The following is a 21098-nucleotide window of genomic DNA, read 5'->3' as shown; positions in this document are numbered from 1 at the left end:
CTATCCACCGGGTCCCGGCGGCGCAAGGAAGTCCGCGGACTTCAGGCGCGCGGATGATGGCGCCGGTGCACGGTGCGCAGACGCTCCGGGGCGACGTGGGTGTAGATCTGCGTCGTGCCCACGTCGGCGTGGCCGAGCAGCGTCTGCACGACGCGCAGATCGGCGCCGCCGCCGAGCAGATGGGTCGCGAACGAGTGCCGCAGCGTGTGGGGCGACACGGCGGGGTCGACGCCCGCCGCCCGGGCGCGCTTCTTGGTGAGCTTCCACAGCGCCTGGCGCGACAGCGGCCGTCCCCCCGGCCCCACGAACAGGAACGGGCTCGTGCGCCCCTTCAGCATCGCGGCGCGCTCGCCGCCGAGGTAGGCGACGATGGCGTCTCGCGCGGCCTGTCCGATCGGCACGACGCGCTCCTTGCCGCCCTTCCCCACCACGCGCAGCCAGCCGGCCTCGAGATCGATCTGCGCGGTGCGCAGCCCGGCCGCCTCCGACACCCGCAGCCCGCAGGCGTAGAGCAGCTCGAGGAACGCCCGGTCGCGAGCCGGGCGCCGGCCGCCCGGTACGCTCACCGTGACGAGCTGCGCGGCCTGGTCGACGCCGAGCACGCGCGGCAGACGTCCCGGCGGGCGGCGCACCGCCGTGTCGGCGGCGGGATCGTCGCGCAGCGTCCCCTCGGCGACCAGCCAGCGCGTGAAGCCGCGGACGGCGGCGAGGGCACGGGCGCGGCTGCGCGGGCCGAGCCCGGCCGCGTCGAGGGCGGCGAGATGCGCCCGCACCTCGCCCGGCCCGAGGTCCCGCGCCCGCTGCACGCGGCGTCCGGCGCAGGTGCGGGCGAAGGCGGCGAGGTCGCGCGCGTAGGCCTCGACGGAGCGACGCGCGAGGCCGCGCCTCGACGGCGCAGTGGTCGAGCCACGCCTCCACCTGCCGGCGCAGCCGCCGTCGCCGACGCCGCCCGCGCGCCCGCGCGCCCGCCCCGCCCCGCCGCCGCGTGCGCTCACGCCACGCGGGCTCCGCTCGGCGGGGCCGGCGCGCCGGCCTCGGCGCCTTCGCTCGTCAGGGCCCGCACCAGCTCGCCGCGGATGATCTCGAGGCGCTCCGGCTCCTCGATCTTCCGGCCCTCGTGATCGGTCACGTAGAAGACGTCGAGCACCTGGTTCGCCATCGTGGTGATCTTGGCGAGATGGATCTCGAGCCAGAGGTGGTAGAGGCAGTTGGTGATGCCGAAGAGCAGGCCGACGCGGTCGCCGGTGTAGATGTCGAGCACGGTGCGCTCGGCCGACACCCGGTTGTCGATCTCGACCCGCGTCGGCACCGGGCGGCGGCGCTTGGCGAGCAGCGGCGAGCGATGGCTGCGCCGCACCAGCTCCTGGACGTCGATCTCGCCGCCGAGGACGCCGCGCAGCGTGCGCTCCACCCGCTCCCAGCGCTCGTGGTCGATGCGCAGGTCCGAGCCGTCGTGCGAGACGTCGAACACGTCGAGCGCGACGCCGTCGCTGCTGGTGTCGATGCGGGCGGCGAGGATGTTGAGCCCGTGCGCCGCCAGCACGCCGGACAGCATGGCGAAGAGGCCCGGGCGGTCGCGTGTGCACACCGCGAAGGCGGTGATGCCGCGGTCGGGGTAGGCCGTCAGCGCCGTCGTCACGGCCGGCCGCTCGCCGGCCGCCTCGCGCTCCTCGAAGCGCCGGCGCAGGTCGGCGTGCGCCGGGATGGCGTCCTCCGGGGTCGAGAGCACGTAGCCCTCGGCCATGGAGGCCATGAACGCGTCGACCTGGGCGCGTCGCCCCGGCGCGACCGCGTCGCCGACGCGGCGGCGCACGCGCGCGGCGCGCGCGGCGCGGTCCCCCATGGCGAGGACGTCGCGCTCGAAGAAGTCGCGCGCGCGGCAGTAGAGCTCGGTGACGAGGGTCCCCCGCCAGTTGTTCCACACCCCCGGGCCGACGGCGCGCATGTCGGCGTAGGTGAGGACGAAGAGCCGATGCAGGTTCTGCAGGCTGCCGACGGTGCCGCTGAAGTCGATGACGAGGCGGTCGTCGTTGACGTCGCGCCGCTGCGCGAGGTGCGACATCAGGAGGTGGTGCTGCACGAGGAAGACGACGGCCGCGGTCTCGTCCTCGTTGAGGCCGAGCCGCTGCGCGATGGTCCGCGTCATGTCGGCGCCGCGGCCCGAATGGTCCTTGCCGTGCCCCTTGCCGATGTCGTGGAAGAGCATGCCGAGCATCAGCAGCTCCGGCTGGTGCAGCTCGCGCACGACCTGGGTCAGGTGCGGCAGCGTCTCCGCGAACTCGCCGCCGCGCAGCCGCTCGATCTCGCGCACCCCCATCAGCGAGTGGTGATCGACCGTGTAGACGTGGAACGGGTCGTGGGCGATCAGGCACTCGAGATGGCCGAACTCGGGCAGCAGCGTCGCGAGGACGCCGAGGCGGTGCATCTCGAAGAGCGTGTCGGCCACCTGCGAGCGCGCCCGCAGGATGCCGACGAAGCGCTGGCCGACGGCGGGATCGTCGCGCACGGCGGCGAGTAGCGGCAGCGCGCCGCGCACCAGATCGCGCGTCGCCGGCGCGAGCGTGGCGCCGTGGCGCTGCGCCTCGACGAACACGCCGAGCACCGCCGCGGGATCGCGCTCGAACACCTCGCGTCCGGTCACCGACAGGACGGTGCCCTGGATGCGCATGCCCTCGCGGATGACGCGGACCGGGACGGGAGTCCGCCGGTACGGCTCCGCGACCTGCGTCGAGCGCTGGATCACGAGCTCGCCCAGGCGGTGCAGCGTGGCGGCGTTGCCGTAGTAGGTGCGCATGAAGCGCTCGGTGCCGGCGCGGCCCTCGCCGAAGCCGAGGCTCGGCGCCAGCTGCTCCTGGAGCTCGAACGTGAGGCGGTCCGTGTGCGAGCCGGTGAGGAGGTGCATCGCGTTGCGCACGCGCCAGAGGAAGTCGAGCGCGCCGTCGAGGTCGGCGACGTCCTGCTCGGAGAGCACGCCGAGCGCGACCAGGTCGCGCATGCGGCGCACCTTGTACTTGATCTTCGCCATCCACATCGCGGTGTGGAGGTCGCGCAGCCCGCCCTGCCCCTCCTTCAGGTCGGGCTGGAGCAGGTAGACGCTGTGTCCGGCGCGCGCGTGGCGCTCGGTGTTCTCGGCCAGCTTCTCCTTCCAGAACTTGGTCGGGTTGGTCGCCCACACCTCGTCCAGCATGCGGGCGTCGAACTCGGCGTAGAGCCCCGCGTCGCCGCAGACGAAGCGCGCATCGAGCACCGCGGTCTTCACCTTCAGGTCCGAGGCCGCGAGGCGGGCGCATTCGCGCGGGTTGCGCATGGCGTGGCCGACGTGGATGCCCGCGTCCCAGAGCGGATAGAGGATCGCCTCGGTGACGGTCTCGACGTACGGGTTGACCTTCCACGGGTAGAGCACGAGGAGATCGATGTCCGACGCCGGGTTCAGCTCGCCCCGGCCGTAGCCGCCGATCGCGACGATCGCGCAGCGCTGATTGATGAACGGATTGCGTGCCTGGTAGCGCAGCTGCGCGTTGGCGAAGAGCAAGGCGAGGAAGCGGTCCATCGCGTCGGTGTAGGCGGCGACGAGCGCCAGCCCGCCGGCGCCCGCGTCGTGCCGCGCGGCCAGCTCCGCGCGCACGCGGCCGAGGAAGTCGCGCGCGAGCGCCTGGGCGGCTTCGAGGTCGCCCGAGGGCTCGGGCAGCGTGGCCAGGCTCGCGAGCGGCTCGACCGGCGGCGACGTGGCGAGGATCATCGGTGTGCGCGACGCCCGGCGACCCGAAGGCCCGCGCGCCGAGGCCGAGGATACCCGGGGCACCCGGCGGGAAAAAGCCTCGCGCCCGACCCGGCGCGGCTCCCCGGTGCGGCGGGGATCACAGCGTCCTCGGCCGGCCGTCGTCGGCCAGGAAGCGGGCGATGCCGTCGTAGATGCCTTCGGCCACGGTCTCCTGGTAGGCGTCCGTGGCCAGGCGCGGCCCCTCCACCGGATGCGAGACGAACGAGGTCTCGACCAGGACGCAGGGCATGTGGGCTCCGACGAGGACGTAGAACGGGCCGCGCTTCACGCCGAGGTCGACGATGCCGTCGTAGCTCGACTGGAGCCGGGTCACGAGCGCGCCCTGGATCGCGCGCGCCAGCTGCACCGACTCCTCGAGCTTCCCCACCTGGAGGAGGTCGCTCAGGATGTAGCGCAGGTCGGTGCTGTCCCCCGGCCGCACCATGTCGAGACCGTTCTCGAGCGAGGCGAGGCGCAGGGTCGCGTGGTCGTCGGTGTTGTCGAGGTAGTAGGTCTCGATGCCGCGCAGCTTGCCGGTCGGGTTGGCGTTGGCGTGGATGGAGACGAAGAGGTCGGCGTCCTCGGTGTTGGCGCGCGCCGTGCGCGCGGGCAGCGTCAGCGTGCGGTCGTCGTCGCGCGTCAGCACGACCTCGCTGCCGAGCCGCTCGCGCAGCAGCGCCGCGACGCGGGTCGCGATCGCCAGCGTCACCTGCTTCTCGATCGCGAAGCCCATCGCGCCGGGGTCGTCGCCGCCGTGGCCGGGGTCGATGACGATCTTGCGCAGCGGCTGCCGTGCCGCTGCCGGCCGCGCGGGCGTTGCCGGCGGGCGAGCCGCGGCGACCGCGGGCGGCGGCGATGCGCGGTGGCGGCGGTACGGCGCGCGGCATGGCCGCGGGCGCCGGCGTGCCGCGGGCGGTCCGCGTCTCCCGCGGTGCGACCACGCCCGCGGCCTTGCGCTTGCCGCTGCCGGTGACCGTCACCGCGATCACGCGACCGCCGCGCTCGCGCTGTACGCGATACGCGTCGCCGCCGTCGACGTCGACGACGACGCGCACCTGGCCGGCGTCGGTCTGCCCGATGCGGGCGCTACGCACCGGCGCCGCGGCGTGCAGCGCGCGCCGCACGCCCGGTGCGAGCCGCGCGCCCGCCGGCAGGTCGACGTACAGCCGCACGAGTCCCCGATCGGCGCCGCGCACCGGCGATACGGTGACGCTGCCCGGCTGAGAGAGCTCGAGCACCAGCGCCTGCCCGCCGGCGACCGGCTTCACGGCGAGGCCGCGGAGATCGAGCGGCGCGCCGGCAGCCGCGTGCGCCACGATCCCGAGCAGGGCGAGGAGACCCACCACCGCCCCTACCCACCGCATCCTCGAGCCCACCAGGCGCGGAAGATAGGCGACCGGCCCCCTGCGAATCAAGGCGGCTGGCGCGCCCGCTCGACGATGCGCGTGAGCGTGACGAGGGCGTCGAGGGGGCTCAGACGCTCCGGCTCGAGCGCCGCGAGCTCCTGGCGCAGCCGCGCGTCCGGGGGCGCAAACAACGATAGCTGCCCCGGCGTCGTCCCGAGCCGCCGCGCCCGCGGCTCGCGGCCGGCCTCCTGCCCCGCCTCCAGGCGGGCGAGGATCTCGCGGGCGCGCGTCACCAGGGCCGGCGGCACCCCTGCCAGGGCCGCGACCTCGACGCCGTAGCTGCGCGGCGCGGGGCCTGGGACGATCTGGCGCAGGAACACCACCTGACCGTTCCATTCGGCGACGGCCACCGACAGGTTGCGGATGCGCGGCCGCTCGGCCGCGAGCGCCGTGAGTTCGTGGTAGTGGGTGGCGAACAGCGTGCGTGGCCGCTCGGCGGCGTCGTGCAGGTGCTCGGCGACCGCCCAGGCGATCGAGATGCCGTCGAAGGTGCTCGTGCCGCGCCCGATCTCGTCGAGCACGACGAGGCTCCGCGCCGTGAGGCCGGCGAGGATCTGCGCCGTCTCGCGCATCTCGACCATGAACGTCGACTCGCCGCCGACGAGGTTGTCGCTGGCGCCGACGCGCGTGAAGATGCGGTCGGCGAGCCCGATCTCGGCCTCGGTGGCCGGCACGAAGCTGCCCATCTGGGCGAGCAGCGTCAGCAGCGCCACCTGCCGCAGGTAGGTCGACTTGCCGCCCATGTTGGGACCGGTGAGGAGGAGCAGCTGCTCGGCTTCGGCGTCGAGCAGCACGTCGTTCGGCACGAACGGCTCCGACGCCACCGCCTCGACCACGGGATGGCGCCCGGCGCGCACGCGGATCACCGGCTCGCGCGTGATGCGGGCCCGCACCCAGCCGCGGCGGTGCGCCGTCTCCGCCAGCCCGGCCGTGACGTCGAGCGCGGCCAGCGCGTCGGCCGTGCGCACGAGCGTCGGGTGATGGTTCGCGACCGCGTCGAGCAGCTCCTGGAAGCAGTGCTGCTCCAGCGTGCGCAGCCGCTCCTCGGCGCCGAGGACGCGCGCCTCGTGCTCCTTCAGCGCCGGCGTGACGAAGCGCTCGGCCGAGACCAGCGTCTGCTTGCGCTCGTAGTCCGGCGGCACGAGCGGCAGGTTCGGCTTCGTGATCTCGACGTAGTAGCCGAACACCTTGTTGTAGCGGACCTTGAGCGACGGGATGCCGGTGCGCTCGCGCTCCGCCGTCTCGAAGCGGGCGAGCCAGCCCTTGCCGTCGCTCGACGCCTCGCGGAGCGCGTCGACCTCGGGGTGGTGGCCGGTGCGGATGTAGCCCGGCAGGCGGGTGTGCGGCGGCGGGGCGTCGACCAGCGTGGTGCGGATCAGCTGCGCCGTGTCCGGGAGCGCGTCGAGGGCGGCGGCGAGGCTCGCGAGCAGCGTTGCGCCGGCGCCACCGAGCGTCGCGCGGGCGGTGCCGACGCGGTCGAGGGCCGCGGCGAGCTGGGCGACGTCGCGCGGGCCGGCGCTGCGCGCGCCGATGCGGCCGGCGAGGCGCTCGAGATCGCCGACCCCGGCCAGCGCCTCGCGCAGCGCGGCGCGCATCTCGAGCCCCTCGACGAGGACTTCGACCGCGTCGAGCCGCTCGCCGATCGCGGCCGCGTCGAGCAGCGGGTACAGCACCCACTCGCGCAGTCGCCGCGCCCCCATCGGCGTGCGCGTGGCGTCGAGCACCCACAAGAGCGAGCCGCGGCGCTCGCCGCCGAGCGTCTGGAGCAGCTCGAGGTTGCGGCAGGTGGAGGCGTCGAGGCCGAGGAAGCCGGCCAGGGCGTAGAGCTCCGGCGGCCGCAGATGCGCCGGGCGGCGCCGGTAGACGGCATCGAGATAGGCAAGGACGCCCCCCGCCGCGCGCGTCGCGAGCGGCGGCAGCGGCGCCGCGACCGGCACCGGCTCGGGCAGCACCGCGGTGGCCCACGGCCGCGGCGGACCGCACCACGCCGCCACCGCCGCCGGCAGGTCGGGACCGAGCAGCAGCTCGCGGGGCGCCAGCCGGCCGAGCTCCTCGCGCGTCGCCGGCCACCCGGCGATCTCGGCGACGCGGAACGTGCCGGTCGCGAAGTCGACGACGGCGAGCGCGAAGCGCTCGTCGCCCTCGCCCACCAGCGCGACGAGCAGGCTCGGCGTACCGGGGTCGAGGTTCTCCTCCTCGAGGATCGTGCCCGGCGTGATGACGCGCACGACCTCGCGCTCCATGATGCCGCGCCCCTTGGTCTCGACCTGCTCGCTGATCGCGACCGCGTGTCCCGCGGCCAGCAGGCGGGCGACGTACGGCTGCGCCGCGTGCGCAGGGAAGCCGCAGAGCGGGACCTCGTCGGGCTCGCCGCGGTTCCGCGCCGTGAGCGTCAGGTCGCAGACGGCGGACGCGACCTTCGCGTCCTCGAAGAACATCTCGTAGAAGTCCCCGAGGCGGAAGAGCAGGATCGCGGCCTGGTGCTGCGCCTTGACCCGGAGGTACTGGGCGAGAAGGTTGCCTCGCACTACCGGGCGCGCCCCGCCGCCACCACGTCACTCATACCCGCTTCTTCTTTTTGGCGAGGTAGTCGACGAGCAGGTACTGCCCCAGCCGGTCCGGCCGCGTGTAGAGGGCGCGGCCCTTGTTGATGCGCGTCATGCGCTCGACGAAGGCGCGCAGGCTCGGGCTGTCGTCGAGCATGAAGGTGTTGATGGTGATGCCGCGCCGGGTGACGCGCTCGACCTCCTTCAGCGTCTCCTGCGCCGCGCGCATGCTGATGCCGCCGAACGACAGCGGCCACTCGCAGTAGAGCCGCCCCTTCAGGAAGTAGGCCGTGGGCTGCCCGTCGGTGATGACGATCACGTGCTGGTTGTTGCTCGGATGCCGCGACAGCAGCTCCGCGGCGAGGCGCAGCCCGTCCTGCAGGTTCGTGAACGGGTCGCCCATGTTCCAGCTGGCTTCGGGCAGGTCGCGCAGCTTCAGCTCGACGGCGCGCGTGAAGAACCCGACGATGGCGAAGTAGTCGCGCGGGTACTTCGAGCGGATGAGGCTCTCCAGCGCCAGCGCCACGCGCTTCGCCGCCGCGAAGCGGCCCTCCCACGACATCGACCAGCTCATGTCGAGGAGCAGCACCGTGGAGCTCGACGCCGTCTGGTCGGTGGCGTGCACCTCGAAGTCCGACGGCACCAGCTCGAGCGGCGTCCGCGGCGCGCGGCGGAGCGCGTTCTTGAGCGTGCCCATGAGGTGCAGGTCGAGCGGCTCGCCGGTGCGGTACGGGCGCGTCTCGTCGGGCCGCGGCAGGACGGCGCCGCGGTGGTCGGTCGCATGCCCGCCGGGCTTGTCGCGCAGGAGCCCCTGGTAGATGTCGCGCAGCGCGAGCTGTCCCAGCTTGCGCACGCCGCGCGGCGAGAGCTGCGCCTTGCCCTCGCGCTGCACGACGTAGCCCGACTTCGCGATCGTCTCCATGACGTCGCGCAGGAGCTGGAAGCTGCGCAACGCGTCCTGGCCGAGGAGCGCCGCGAGCGCGTCCATGTCGACGCCGCCGAGCTCGCCCGACAGCAGCTGCTCCTCGAGCGCCTTCCAGCGCTCCATCTCCTCCATCAGCTCGAGCGCCTCCTCGAAGTCGAGCGAGCGCGGGCCGTGGAAGAGGTCGCCGTAGCGGCGCTGGAAGTCCTCGAGCTTCCTGATCTGGTCCAGCTCGTCGCGCAGCTCCTCGTAGGCGGCGCGGGCGTCGGGGTCGGTGAAGTCGTAGTCGGCGAGACGCTCGAGCCCCTCGGAGAGCCGCGGCGGCAGCCGGTCGAGACGCGCCTTCTGCGCGGCGGCCCGGTCGGCGTCGCCCTGGCCGTCGAGCGCCTCGCGCTCCAGGTCGAGCAGCTCGTCGAGCTTCTCTTCGAGACCCGAGAGGGCGTCGCGGACGTTGACCTCGCGGTAGCGGCTGCGCATGGCCTCGCGCAGCCGCTCCAGGAAGTCGTCGAGGCCGAGGACGCGGACGCCCTCCCAGTCGAGGCCCTGATGCAGCAGCCAGTCGAGGGCCTGCTGCACGTCGTCGGTGAAGGAGAGGTACTCGGCGAGCTTGTCGAAGACCTGCTCGGCCGTCAGCCGGACCTGCTGCGTGCCGTCCCAGGCGGTGTAGCGAACGACGTGCATCGCTCAGGCGCGATACGACCACCGGCCGCCCTGGCGGTCCTTGTTGAGCTTCTGGTGGAGGTGCAGGCCCTCGAGCACGAACTCGATCGCCGCGGCGGTGAGCCCCGGGCTCTCGAACGGCCCGAGCCGCTCGACGGCCTCGCGCAGGCCCGGGATCTTCTGCACGCCCTCGCGGTAGTCCTCCGACGCCATGCGGTCGGACACCTCGACGCCCCACCCCGACTCGAAGTGCTCGATGACGCGCCCGCACGCCTCGGTGCCGAGGTAGCCGTCCCACACCTTGAGCACGGCGCGGTTCACGAGCCGATCGAGGAGGTCCTCCTCGCGCTTGTCCTCGCCGCCGTACTCGAGCTCGATCTTGCCCGCCGTCGACGCGACGACCGCCGGCAGGTCGGTCGGCCGCGGCACGATCTCGCGCTCGCCCGTCCGCACCGCGCGCTTCTCGGCGTTCGCGAGCAGCGTCTCGTAGTTGTTGATGCTGACGCGCACGCTGACGCCCGACGCCTGGTTGATCTCGTTCGACTGCCGCGCCTCGAAGGTGAGCTGGGCCACGATCTCGCGCATGAACGGCGGCACGCGGACCTCGCGCCCGACGCGCTCCCCGACCGCGACCTCCTGCTCCATGATCGCGATCTCGTCCTCGAGCGTGCGCGGGTAGTGCGTGCGCACCTGCACGTCGAAGCGGTCCTTCAGCGGCGTGATGATGCGCCCGCGGCTGGTGTAGTCCTCGGGGTTCGCGCTGGCGACGATGACGACGTCGAGCGGCAGGCGGATCTTGAAGCCTTTGATCTGGACGTCCTTCTCCTCCATCAGGTTGAACAGCCCGACCTGGACCTTCTCCGTCAGGTCGGGCAGCTCGTTGATGGCGAAGAGCCCGCGATTCGTGCGCGGGATGATGCCGTAGTGGATCGTCTCCTCGTCGGCGAGATAGCGCCCCTCGGCCACCTTCACCGGATCGATCTCGCCGATGAGGTCGGCCATGGAGACGTCGGGCGTTGCGAGCTTCTCGCCGTAGCGCTGGTGGCGCGGGGTCCACGCGATCGGCAGCGCGTCGCCCTCGTCGGCCGCACGCCGCTTGCACGCCGCGCAGATGGGCGCCGTCGGGTCGTCCTGGATCGCGCACCCGGCGATGGCGGGCACCGCCTCGTCGAGCAACCCGACGAGCCCGCGGATGATGCGGCTCTTCCCCTGCCCGCGCTCGCCCAGGAACACGATGTGGTGGCCGGCGAGGATGGCGTTCTCGATCTCCGGGATGACGCTGTCGTCGTAGCCGACGATCCCGGGCAGGAAGCGCTCGCCGCTCTGGAGCTTGGCGAGCAGGTTGCGCCGCATCTCCTCGCGCACCGGCCGGACGACGTAGCCGGAGGCCCTAAGCTCGCCGAGCGTGCCCGGCCGGTTGGAGTCTCGCACGATCTCTGGCCCCTCCGCGGGGGGACTCTACACATGGGCTTCCGGCCCGCACAACCGACCGCGGATCGCGGGCCCTGTCCCAGTCGAGCGGTGGGGGTCGCCGCCGCCGCGTCGGGGCTACGGCCCCCGGCGCCGCGGCGGCCGATCGTCAGCTCTCGTCCGCCGCTACGCTGCGCAGGTGGGTCGGCGACGGCGCGCTGACGTCGCGGACGACCCGGCCGTCCTCCAGCACGAGGGTCCGGTCGCCATAGCTGCCGGCGAGCACGCTGTGGGTCACCATGATGATGGTCACGCCCTCCGACCGGTTCAGCTCGCTCAGCAGATCCAGGATCCGGCGCCCCGTGACCGAGTCGAGATTGCCGGTCGGCTCGTCCGCGAGCAGGAGCGCGGGGCGGCCGATGATCGCGCGCGCGATCGCCACTCGCTGCTGCTCGCCTCCGGACAGGTCGGAGGGAAGGCGCGCGTGCGCGGGGACCGGAATTCCGACGCTTTCCAGCACGGCCGCGGCGCGCTGCCGTGCTTCCCGCCAGCGTACACCCTGGAACTCCAGCGGGACGGCGACGTTCTCGAGAGCCGTGAAGCTGGGCAACAGGTTCGAAGCCTGAAAGACGAAGCCGATCTGTCGCAGCCGAAGATCGCTCCGCGCATCGGCGCCGAGCGTGCCGAGGTCGTGGCCCGCCACCGTGACGCGCCCGGTCGTCGGCTGATCGATGCCAGCGAGGATGTGCAAGAGCGTGGTCTTGCCGCACCCGCTCGGTCCCGTAACCGACACGAACCGCCCCCGCTCGACGCTGAAGGATACGCCCCGCAGGGCCTCGATGGCGCGATGACCCTCACCGTGGCGTTTGGTGACGCCGTCGACGAGAACGATCGGGTCGGTCATCCGCACTGCGACTCCGCTACGCGCAGGGGGGAATGCCAACGGATCGCCGCCAGCTCGCAGGCCACTCCGGTGCCGAATGCCAGCATCATCCCGACGTCGCCCTCCCTCGCCGTTCCCGTGCGGTCGACCTCGGCCAGCGCTCTAAAGACGCTGGCGGATACCATGTTGCCGGAGGCCTCCCAGGCCGCCCAGGAGGCGCCCATGGCGTTTCGCTCCACATCCAGCCCGGATGCCACCGCCTGCAGCACCGCGGCCCCTCGGGGATGGGCGATGACGAATGCCGGCGCGGCTTCGTCGACGTCGCTGGCTCGAGCGCAGTCGGCGACGAGCCGCCGTACCCGGGAGCGGATGACCCGCGGGAGTCCGGCGGACGGAACCAGCCGGAGGCCGGTCGCAGAAGGAACGATGCGCCCCCCCTCCTCGTGCTCGGCGAGAAGGACGCTGCGCGTGCCGAGCACCTCGCAGCCGCCCTCGTCGCGGGAAACGACCGCCGCACCGGCTCCATCCCCGAACTGGGCGGCAGCGAGCAGCTCCGGATAGGACGGCTCCGCGAGCTGCAGCTGGAGGGACGGCACCTCCGCGCTCACCACCAGGACCCGTTCCGTCGGATCACGACGGACGATCTCTGCGGCAAGCGAGAGCGCCGCAACCCCGCCGCCGCATCCGAGCTGAGCCAGCGGGATACGCCGGCAATGGGGGGCGATGCCGAAGCGACGTACCAGGTGGGCGTCGATAGACGGCGCGCTCCAACCCGTGCTCGACACGAAGACGAGCGTCGAGACGGTCTCGGGGCGTAGCGCATCCAGGTCTACGATGCCAGCCACCGCGCGCTCGGCCAGCGCGATGGCATGTCTTCGATAGAGCTCGCTCCGCTCACCGGCGTCGCCGAGCCGGGCAAGCTCGTCCAGGGGTAGGACGCTGAAGCGCGTGGGGCTTCCGGCCGCCGCGAGGGCGCGGCGCACACGCGTACCAGTCGCCGATCCCGTCTGCGCTGCGAGGAACTCGCGCATGGCGTCGATGCGCACCTCGTGCCCGGCCACCACCGACGATACGCAGCCGATACGGACCATCCTGGCCTCCCTTCGCATCGCGAATGTCGTCACGATTCATGGCGGAGCGCCTCGGATACCCCGAGGTGCCCCACGCGCCGCGCCGGGATCACCGAGGCGACGACACACACCAGAACGCCCGCGCCCGCGACCAGAGCGAGATGCGCCGCGGGCACGCTGAGATGGAGCGTCCACCCAAGGAGGAGCTGAAAGGTGCGTCCGACCCAGAGAGCCGAGAGCGCGAGCCCGCCCACGGCGGCGAGCACGAGCCCGACGACACCGACGACGAGGCTTTCGAGGACCACCACCCGCCGGGCCAGCCGCCGCCGCAACCCGATGACCTGCACGATCGCCAGCTCGCGCTGGCGATCGAGGACGGACGTGATCAACGAGCTGGCGAGTCCGATCAGGATCACCACATAGATGGCCGCGGCGAATACGGGGATAACCGAGAACGCGCGCCGGACCTGGATCACGAAGTAGTCGAGCAGCTCGCGCGCCGACAGGATGCGGAGGCGGTACGTGGCGCCGATCTCGCTGGCGATACGGCGTCGCAGGTCGGCCGTCTCCGTGTCGGGGCGCTTCAGGGCGAAGATCCTCGTGATGGTGCGGTCCCGCCAGCGCTCGATGAACAGCTCTCGACTGAGCTCGACCGTGCCCTTCGGGGAGACGAAGTCGACCGTCACGCCGACGATCGGTACCTTGAGCGGTCCGGTCGGCGTGTCGAGCACCATTCGGGTTCCGACCCCGCGTCCGAACGACGCGACGAAGCTCGTCGAGACGACGACGCCTCGCCCGAGCGCCACCTCCTCCCACACGTTCCCCGCCGCTGCCTCTTCGAGCGGCCATTCACCGAAGCGTCGATTCCGGAAGTACTGTGGATCGTAGGCGCTCAACCCGATCGCCTCGCCGCCGTACGGCCACTCCAACGCCCGCCAGCCCGCGGCGTCCTCGATCCCCGGCATGCCGCGCACGGCGGCCACGAGCTCCCCGTCGAGCGGTGCCTCGAGGAACCCCGATCCGATGTTGGCGGACGTCACGACGACGTCCGCCCGGATGGCCCGTCCGAGCGTATCGACCACGGAGGTTTCGAAGCTGCGGGCCAGCACCCCTAGCCAGACCACGACACCCAGACCGACGGCGAGCATCGCGGTGGTGATTCCGACCCGTCGGCCGTGGTCGCGCAGCCCCATCGCCGCAAGCCGTCCGCTGCTGCCAGCTGAGGCGACCAGAGCTGGCAGCGCGACGCGTGCGGCGAATGGGATCAACGGCGGTGCGGACGCCGCGATCGCGGCCGCGATCAGGGCCGTCGCGAGCAAACCGAATCCCACCTCGCCCGCGAGCGATTGCAGGACCACGGCGGCGCCTGCGGCTGACCACAGGCCCGCGGCCATGGCCCACCCGGGGCGCAGTTCGGTGCGATCGGCCTCGCGACCCCGCCCCCGAATGGTCATGGCGACGCCCGCGCGGACCGCCCGTGCTGCAGGCAGCCACGCAGCCAGGAGCGTCACGCCGACTCCGAGCGTGGTCGCGAGGGCGAACGAGATCGGGCTCGGCACGAGGCTCGTCTGTGGCGCGACCAGATTGAAGTTCAAGGCGGTCGTCGCGGCGATGATGGGTAGGAGTATCCACGCGAGAAGCATTCCCACGCCGAGACCGAGACCCACGCTTACACCCGCCAGCAGCAGTGCTTCTTGCATCTGGGACAGCCAGATGGCGCGCGGTGGCGCGCCAATCGCTGCCAGGACTCCGAGTTGCCACCTGCGGCGCTCGAAACCCGAGGACAACGCGTTGAATGCGATCAGATACGCGATGAGCACTCCGAGGAGTCCAATGGCGCGTAGCAGTGTCCCGAACGAGCGCATCACGGCATGGAGATCGAGCTTCCGCTGCGCGGGTGTGCTGACGACGAGGCCGGGGGGAAGGGTTCGCTCGATCGCCGCCCGCACGGAGGCTACGTCGGTGGACCGATCGACGACGACGTCGATGCGGCTCACGAACTCGGGCTCGGTGAACAGCTCCTGCGCTGCGGCGACGTCCATCACGATCAGGTTGCCGCCATGGACCCGCCCGACGCCTGTCGGCTCGAGAAGCCGAAGTATCCGAAAACGCCGGCGTCCTCGGGGCGTATCGAGCTCGAGCGTGTCGTTTTCGTCGAGACCCCGGCGCGCCGCGAAGGCTCGGGTGAGAATGACCGAGCGCGGGTCCGCCATGAAGCGGACGGGATCGTCGACCGTCTGCCCCCCAGGCTCGCGTGCTTCGTATACGCGCAGCGCATCCTCGTTCAGGACGTCGACCCCATGGACGGTGAGGGCCTCGCCGCTCCCGTCCGCGAGGAACGCGGTCCCGTGCACGATGGGTACGGCGATGTCCACGCCGGGCAGCCGCTGGAGTTGCGATGCGAGTGTCTCCGGCACGACGCCCGATTCGCCGGCCGACACCTCCAGCGCCGTGCGACCGGCCAGGTTGTCGATGACCTCGTCGAACGCGCGTTGCATCGAGCGAGTCACGAGATCGAGCGCACACACCAGCCCGACGCCGAGCGCCACCGCGATCACGGTGAGCGTCGTCCGTCCGTAATGCCCACGCAGGAAGCGCAGCGGAATGTGAAGCGATGCGTGGGCCATCAGGCACCTCCGCGCGGCTGGGATGTCCGGCCACCAGCGTAGCCGTCTGGAGGGCCACTTCGACCAAAGGCGATATCTTCCTCCCGTCTGAGCTCGGCGTACACCTCTCGATCGATCTGCCGGTAGCGCTCCATCATGCCGTCCGCCCGTTCGCCGAGCGTGGCGTCGTGCGCGGTCAGCTCGGTGAGCTTCCGGCGAATCCACGCGACGTGCCACTGCTCGTCCTTCGCGACCGCCGCGAGCACCTTGCGCGTGGCGACATCCACGTCGTGGCGGGCTGCGTGCTCCTGGTAGCGGGCGAGCGCACGCTCCTCGACGACGATCGTGAGCGCCAGGAGATCGGCGAGGCTCCGCGGGATCGTTCGCAACCCGATCCGGCTCTGATAGCCAGCCGGGATCGGAGCCGGTGCGGCCCCAAGATCGACGATGCGCTTCGTCCAGAGCCAGGCATGGCGGGTTTCCTCGGCCACGTGTCGCGTCAGCTCGACCTGCGCCTCAGGGTCGTCCGGCATGAGGGCGATGAGCCGTAGCAGCAATCCCGCCCCCCGTAGCTCCGCATCCCGATAGTAGCTGAGCAGGGTCAGCAGCGGCGGATCGATCGTCACGTCCCCCTCCCGCCCGGCGACCGGAGTCTTCCGCTGAGCCGTCGCATTCCAGTCCGCCTACCGCGTTGCGCCCTTGGTGGCGCGCCCCGCGCGTTCCGATCGTGCCGCGGGGAGCGATGGCTCGGCGGTCGTACTCTCGGTGGCAAGGTCGGCCCGTAGCTCGTTCAGGAACTCGAGGTCCGCCGTCACCTGCCGGAGGCGTCGTGAGAGTAGGACCGCCAGCGGATGGTACGGTCCGCGCGTCGCGTGCTGCCTCGACAACGCGTCCTCTCGTGCGCGCTCGAGCGCCTTGGTCTGCGACCAGAGCATGTCGCGCGCCCGCTCGAGAGTACGGTCGCGAACGTCGCGCGGGACGCGGTCCATGAAGATGAGCCACGATGCGAGCTCGTCCCCGTACTTCGCCGGGGCGAGCAGCCACTGGTCGAATAGCTCCGTACCCTGCTCGGTGATCTGATAGGGAATCCGCCTCCCATCGCCACGCGAGTCGTCCGCACGCGCGCGCACCAGCTCCCTGGCCGCCAGCCGTGACAGCTCGCGGTAGACGTTCCCGGTACTGAGCGTCGCTCCGGTCAGCGCGCGATGGTGTGTGACGAGCTCGTAGCCGTGCCGCGGCTCGCCGTTCCGCAACAGCCCAAGAATCAGGTGCGCGAGCATCCGAGACCCTCCTCACGAGCGTCTGGGGACCGTGGGTCTCGCTACCGCGGCGGATCCGCAGGCGTCAAGCCCGACGGCGCACCACGGCCCTGACCATGCCGACGGACCTGCTCCGTCGGGCATCGGATGACATGTATCTCGAGCATCTAGATACACGCTCGGTGCAAGCCGTGCAGCGCGAGCCGCCATTGACCGGTGCGCCCGACCGGCGTACCCGGCGAACACGAACGCAGGACGTGAGAGGAGCGAACGCATGGCGAGGGACGCGGTGGACCATGCAGTGCTCGGACTGATCGCGGCGAACGCCGACGGCATCCATGGCTATCGGATCACGAGCGAGCTCGGTGGGTGCTACCGTGACCTTTGGGCGCTGACTCCTGGGCAGGTCTACCGCGCCCTCGAGCGCCTGAGGACGCGTCGCATGATCGAGGGCTTCGATCAGGCTCAAACCGGGCGCCCCAACCGGAGGGTCTTCAAGATCACCGCGCGCGGCGAGCGCACCCTCGTGCGTTGGATGCTGAGCCCGCCGACGGATCGGCCGCCGCCCTTGAACGACGATCTCTCGGTGAAGCTACTCCTCCTCACCGACGAACGGACGCAGGTACTCCTGGGAGTGCTCCGCGCGCAGCGCGCCCTGCATCTTCAGCGGCTCTCGCGCCTGGGCAAGCGCCGCGCGCGACTCGCGGACGCGGGATTCGTCACCCGCCTGCTGCTGGACCGCACGGAGATGCGGCTGCGCAGCGAGCTCGCGTGGCTCGACATCGCCGAGGAGGCGATCGCCGGGCGCCGCGGTGCGGAAGCCCGGGTCGTGCTCGCCTGAGGTTGCACGTGATCTCGTGTGACTGCCCAGGTCACGCCGGGCCAGGCGCATCGGCCGAGCGTCGATCCGACGCTCGACGCTTCCGACGCGGATGTCTCGAGGCCTGGACGGGGCGCTCCCCGACGGATCGGCGAACGTGACGAATCTGCCGTCCTCGGAGACGGCTCGGTGGCTTGCTCGGGTCATCTCCCGGGGGGGCCCGGGCCTCGGCTGCAGCTACCACGCAACGGTGTCGAGCGATGGGCGCCGCTTCGCGTTTGTGAGCGCTGCCGACGATCTCTTGGACGCCGGCACCAATCGCGGTAGCGACGTCTTCAGCACCACGAGGTGCGAGACCACATCGGCGACCTCGGCCGAGCGAGCGAGGGCGTTCTCGCCGACCTCGGAACGGACGTGCGACGGGGAAGCGGGCTCGCATGGCGCGAGCCCGCCGCGGCCGAGAGCGTCGCTCGCTACGGTGTGGAAGCGCGGGCGGCGGGCGGCTGAGAGCACGGCCGTGGCCGGCCGGTGGGCACCGGCCGACCGTGTTCGCCGCCACCGACCGCGACGCGGCGCCCCGATCAGGGTGCCTGACGCGCCCGCGGCTCCTCGACCGACTCCTCCTCGCGCGCCACCGGCGTCAGCGGCGTGATCTGGGTCATCGCGCGCTGCCGGCTGCGCAGCGTGAAGCGCATGCTGAAGAGGTGCCAGAGGTTGCCGAAGCCGTCGCGCCAGAGGTTCAGCTTCGACTCGCCGACGCGCTCGCCGTAGTAGATCGGCATCTCGAGGCAGACGATGTCCGGGTGGGTGAAGGCGAGGATCTTGAGCTCCTGCGAGAGCGCCATGCCGTCCGACTGCGGGTCGATCTTCTGCAGGATGTCGCGGCGGAAGACCCACATCCCCGACTGCGAGTCGATGAGGAAGCGGCGGTAGAGGACCATGGTGACGCTGGAGAGGATCGCGTTGCCGAGGAGACGCAGCGGGCTCTTCGAGTTGTCGTTCTTCGACCGCCAGCGGCGCGCGGTCATGAAGTCGACCTTCTCCTCGAGCAGCACGGTGAGGAGCAGCGGGATCGAGTTCGGCGGGTAGGTGCCGTCGCCGTCCATGGTGACGATGATGTCGCCGCGCGCCTTCTCGAAGCCGGTGCGGTAGGCGCGGCCGTAGCCCTTGCGGCTCTCGTGGACGACGCGGGCGCCGAGCTCGCGGGCGACCTCGGCGGTGCGGTCGGTCGAGGCGTTGTCGACGACGAGGATCTCGTCGACGATCGGGGGCATCTGCTCGATGACGGTGCGGACGCCCTCTTCTTCGTTGTAGCAGGGGATGACGACGGTGATGCGCTTGCCGCGGAACATGGGGAGCCTCCTGGTGGGTGGTGCGAAACGTCAGGCGTTGGCGCGAGCCGGTGCCGGCGCCGGGTTGGTGGAAGCGGCGTCCGGTGCTCCGGTTCCGCAGGTGCCGAGCTGCGCCCGGGGCACGGGCTGGTGGCCGGTGAGCTTGCGCCACATCTTGCGCATCTTGAGGCTCGACCACTCCTTCAGCACCGCCGGCATCATCAGCGGGTTGAACAGGATGTTCACCGTGAGGAAGCACTCGTACGTGCAGAAGCACTTCGACTCGCGGATGAACTTCCGCGTCGCGTCCGCCGCGGGGCTGAACCAGATCCGCTTGAAGTCGTAGTCCGCCTCGCGCACGTTCCCGAGCTTGCGGTCGATCAGCAGCTCGCACGGATACACGTCGCCGTTCGCGAACAGCGCCCCGCCGAGGTTCCCGGCGTAGCACGGAATCTGGTACGTGTTCTCGCGCGCGATCTTCGCAATCAGATTGTGCCGCACGATCCGCTTCGCGTTGATGAAGTCCGCGAACGGGAAGTGGTCGTAGCCGCTCAGTGACCCCGACTTGTACTCCCGCTCCATGTGGTCCGCGTACGCCTGGTACTTCTCGACGTCGAAGAACTTCGCCAGCGGCTCCTTCGGCGACCCGCGCGTGAGCAGCGTGAAGACCGTGTCGACGTCGAGGTGCGTGCGGAACCACTCGTAGTTCTCGATCAGCACGTCCTCGTTGTGCTTGGAGACCGTCGTCTCCACCTGCACCGAGAAGTTCTTGTAGTGCTTCTCGAGCTCGCGCAGCGCCTTGTAGGTCTCGATCGAGCGCTTGAAGAGGCCCGGGAAGACGCGGATCTCGTCGTGCAGCTCGCCCACCCCGTCGAGCGAGATGTCGATGTGCAGGTCGAGGTCCGGGCAGCTCTCCACCAGGTCCTTCACGATCGCCACCGTGCGCGCCGTGGTCGAGCCGTTCGACGGGATGCCGACGTTCCGCACCCCGGTGTTCTTGTGCCAAATCTTGACGATCTCGCCGATGTCCTTGCGCAGGAACGGCTCGCCCCCCGTCGGCAAGAGGAACATCAGGCTGCCCTTGCCGTAGCTGGCGGTGATCTTCTCGAGCTCCTCGAGCGACAGCTCCTGCTTGCGGTACGTCATCGACGGCTCTTCCCACCCCGGGTGGGCGCCGTCCGCCAGCAGGCAGTGCTTGCACTTCGCGTTGCAGGCGTCGGTGATGAACTGCACCAGGTACACGGGAAGCTCGCCCTTCTTGCGGAACATCTTCTTCCCGTGCTGCAGGTAGTCGAGGTAACCCATCGCGATCTCCTTGAAGCGATTCGTCTCAGTAGCGGCGGCCGAAGGGATAGGTGGCGAAGCCCACGGCCGCGCCGAGGCCCGAGACCAGCAGCTCGAGCCAGAGCAGCGGGATCGAGGCGATGGCGCGCACGAGGCCGTCCGACTCGCGGATCGCCCCGAGGAAGCCGGTGTTGAGGGCCACGACGCCGAGCGCCGCGAGCGCGCCGAGGCCGGCGACGATCCACGAGCCGAAGATCGCCCCGGCGACGAGCAGCAGCGCCGCGATCCCGGTGAGCGGGATGCTGGCGATGAAGCCGCCCGGGACCGAGCTGTTGTTCTGCCCGAGGTCGTTCGGATGGCGCAGCTTCAGGCGCACCATCGACGCCGCGCGCATGAAGTCGACCTTCAGCAGGCCCCAGAGCGAGTACCGCTTCACGTGCTCGACCTCGAGCTCGGGATGCACGCGCACCCGGACGCCGAGCCGGGCGAGCTTCTGGCCGAAGGCGGTGTCCTCGACGCTCGGCGTACCGTAGGCGGCGTCGAATCCGCCGACGCGCAGGAAGGTCTCGCGGCGGATCGCAGCGGCGGTGGTGTAGAACAGCGGCACGTCGCCGGTCTTGCGCAGGTACGTCCAGCGCATCCAGATGTTCTTGTACTGGCTCGGGAGGTTGCGGTGGCGCATCTCCGCCGCCTGCACGCCGCAGAAGCCGTCGATCTCGCCGCCCTCGAAGCCGCGGGCGAGGAGATCGAGCGTGTCGGGACGGACCATGACGTCGGAGTCGATGAAGAAGAGGATGTCGCCGGTGGCCACGCGCGCGCCGAGGTTGCGCGCCGCGGCCGGGCCGACGCGTCCCGACGAGGGGACGATCTTCACCGGGAAGCCCGCGGCGATGGCGCGCGAGCCGTCGGTGGAGCCGTCGTCGACCATGATGGTCTCGAAGTCGCCGAAGCTCGACTGGTGCAGCCGCGTGAGGCACTCCGCCAGCGTCGACTCGGCGTTGTAGACCGGCATCACGACCGACACCTTCGGGGCCGGCTGCGCCTGCGGCTGCTTCTTGCGCGACAGCCAGCGGGCGATGCTGGTGACGCGGCCGCCGCCGTTGGCGGGCTGGGATGCGTTGGCGTGTCCGTTGGAAGCCAT

General features: G+C 71.3%; 15 protein-coding genes. 1 reads left to right on the top strand and 14 read right to left on the bottom strand.

Features of this window, described 5'->3' with window-relative positions; translation table 11 throughout:
• Positions 1-41: 41 nt before the first annotated feature.
• The 11 genes from KIT14_14455 to KIT14_14405 form a co-directional block, all read right to left on the bottom strand.
• Positions 42-995: a tyrosine recombinase gene (locus KIT14_14455; GenBank protein ID MCW5891734.1), complete on the bottom strand. Its 954-nt coding sequence runs from the start codon at positions 993-995 to the stop codon at positions 42-44.
• Positions 992-3739, bottom strand: a complete 2748-nt coding sequence (glnD, locus tag KIT14_14450) for a [protein-PII] uridylyltransferase (GenBank protein MCW5891733.1) — start codon at positions 3737-3739, stop codon at positions 992-994. Before glnD ends, KIT14_14455 begins: the two co-directional genes overlap by 4 nt.
• Positions 3740-3857: 118 nt before the next feature.
• Positions 3858-4493: an N-acetylmuramoyl-L-alanine amidase gene (locus tag KIT14_14445; GenBank protein ID MCW5891732.1), complete on the bottom strand. Its 636-nt coding sequence runs from the start codon at positions 4491-4493 to the stop codon at positions 3858-3860.
• Between the two features lie 678 nt (positions 4494-5171).
• Positions 5172-7694 carry a DNA mismatch repair protein MutS gene (mutS, locus tag KIT14_14440; GenBank protein MCW5891731.1) on the bottom strand — a complete coding sequence of 841 codons (2523 nt, stop codon included), beginning with the start codon at positions 7692-7694 and terminating at the stop codon, positions 5172-5174.
• Positions 7695-7725: 31 nt separating this feature from the next.
• Complete coding sequence (locus tag KIT14_14435; protein MCW5891730.1) at positions 7726-9315, bottom strand: hypothetical protein; 1590 nt, start codon at positions 9313-9315, stop codon at positions 7726-7728.
• Positions 9316-9318: 3 nt separating this feature from the next.
• Positions 9319-10725, bottom strand: a complete 1407-nt coding sequence (locus tag KIT14_14430) for a magnesium chelatase (GenBank protein ID MCW5891729.1) — start codon at positions 10723-10725, stop codon at positions 9319-9321.
• A 148-nt stretch (positions 10726-10873) separates the two neighbouring features.
• Positions 10874-11608 carry an ABC transporter ATP-binding protein gene (locus KIT14_14425; protein MCW5891728.1) on the bottom strand — a complete coding sequence of 245 codons (735 nt, stop codon included), beginning with the start codon at positions 11606-11608 and terminating at the stop codon, positions 10874-10876.
• Positions 11605-12678: a hypothetical protein gene (locus KIT14_14420; GenBank protein MCW5891727.1), complete on the bottom strand. Its 1074-nt coding sequence runs from the start codon at positions 12676-12678 to the stop codon at positions 11605-11607. Before KIT14_14420 ends, KIT14_14425 begins: the two co-directional genes overlap by 4 nt.
• A 29-nt stretch (positions 12679-12707) precedes the next feature.
• Positions 12708-15284 carry an ABC transporter permease gene (locus KIT14_14415; protein ID MCW5891726.1) on the bottom strand — a complete coding sequence of 859 codons (2577 nt, stop codon included), beginning with the start codon at positions 15282-15284 and terminating at the stop codon, positions 12708-12710.
• Positions 15284-15889 (bottom strand): ferritin-like domain-containing protein, encoded by a 606-nt coding sequence (locus KIT14_14410; protein MCW5891725.1) that lies wholly within the window; start codon positions 15887-15889, stop codon positions 15284-15286. Before KIT14_14410 ends, KIT14_14415 begins: the two co-directional genes overlap by 1 nt.
• Before the next feature lie 57 nt (positions 15890-15946).
• The gene (locus KIT14_14405) at positions 15947-16543 is read right to left on the bottom strand and encodes a PadR family transcriptional regulator (GenBank protein ID MCW5891724.1); all 597 of its coding nucleotides are present in this window, start codon (positions 16541-16543) and stop codon (positions 15947-15949) included.
• A gap of 253 nt (positions 16544-16796) precedes the next feature.
• On the opposite strand from KIT14_14405, the gene KIT14_14400 reads away from it, so the two are divergent.
• Positions 16797-17363 carry a helix-turn-helix transcriptional regulator gene (locus tag KIT14_14400; GenBank protein MCW5891723.1) on the top strand — a complete coding sequence of 189 codons (567 nt, stop codon included), beginning with the start codon at positions 16797-16799 and terminating at the stop codon, positions 17361-17363.
• 560 nt (positions 17364-17923) lie between these two features.
• Here the strand turns inward: KIT14_14400 and KIT14_14395 are convergent.
• From KIT14_14395 to KIT14_14385, 3 genes are read right to left on the bottom strand one after another with little or no spacing between them, the layout of a single operon-like run.
• Complete coding sequence (locus KIT14_14395) at positions 17924-18694, bottom strand: glycosyltransferase family 2 protein (protein MCW5891722.1); 771 nt, start codon at positions 18692-18694, stop codon at positions 17924-17926.
• Between the two features lie 30 nt (positions 18695-18724).
• Positions 18725-19978 carry a radical SAM protein gene (locus KIT14_14390; GenBank protein MCW5891721.1) on the bottom strand — a complete coding sequence of 418 codons (1254 nt, stop codon included), beginning with the start codon at positions 19976-19978 and terminating at the stop codon, positions 18725-18727.
• A gap of 25 nt (positions 19979-20003) precedes the next feature.
• Positions 20004-21098, bottom strand: coding sequence for a glycosyltransferase family 2 protein (locus KIT14_14385; protein MCW5891720.1), 1095 nt, complete (start codon positions 21096-21098; stop codon positions 20004-20006).

This window comes from bacterium (assembly GCA_026129405.1).
Classification (GTDB): domain Bacteria; phylum Desulfobacterota; class Binatia; order DP-6; family DP-6; genus JAHCID01.
The sequence above is the reverse complement of the archived record's forward strand: the minus strand, read 5'-3'. Positions and strand labels throughout refer to the sequence as shown.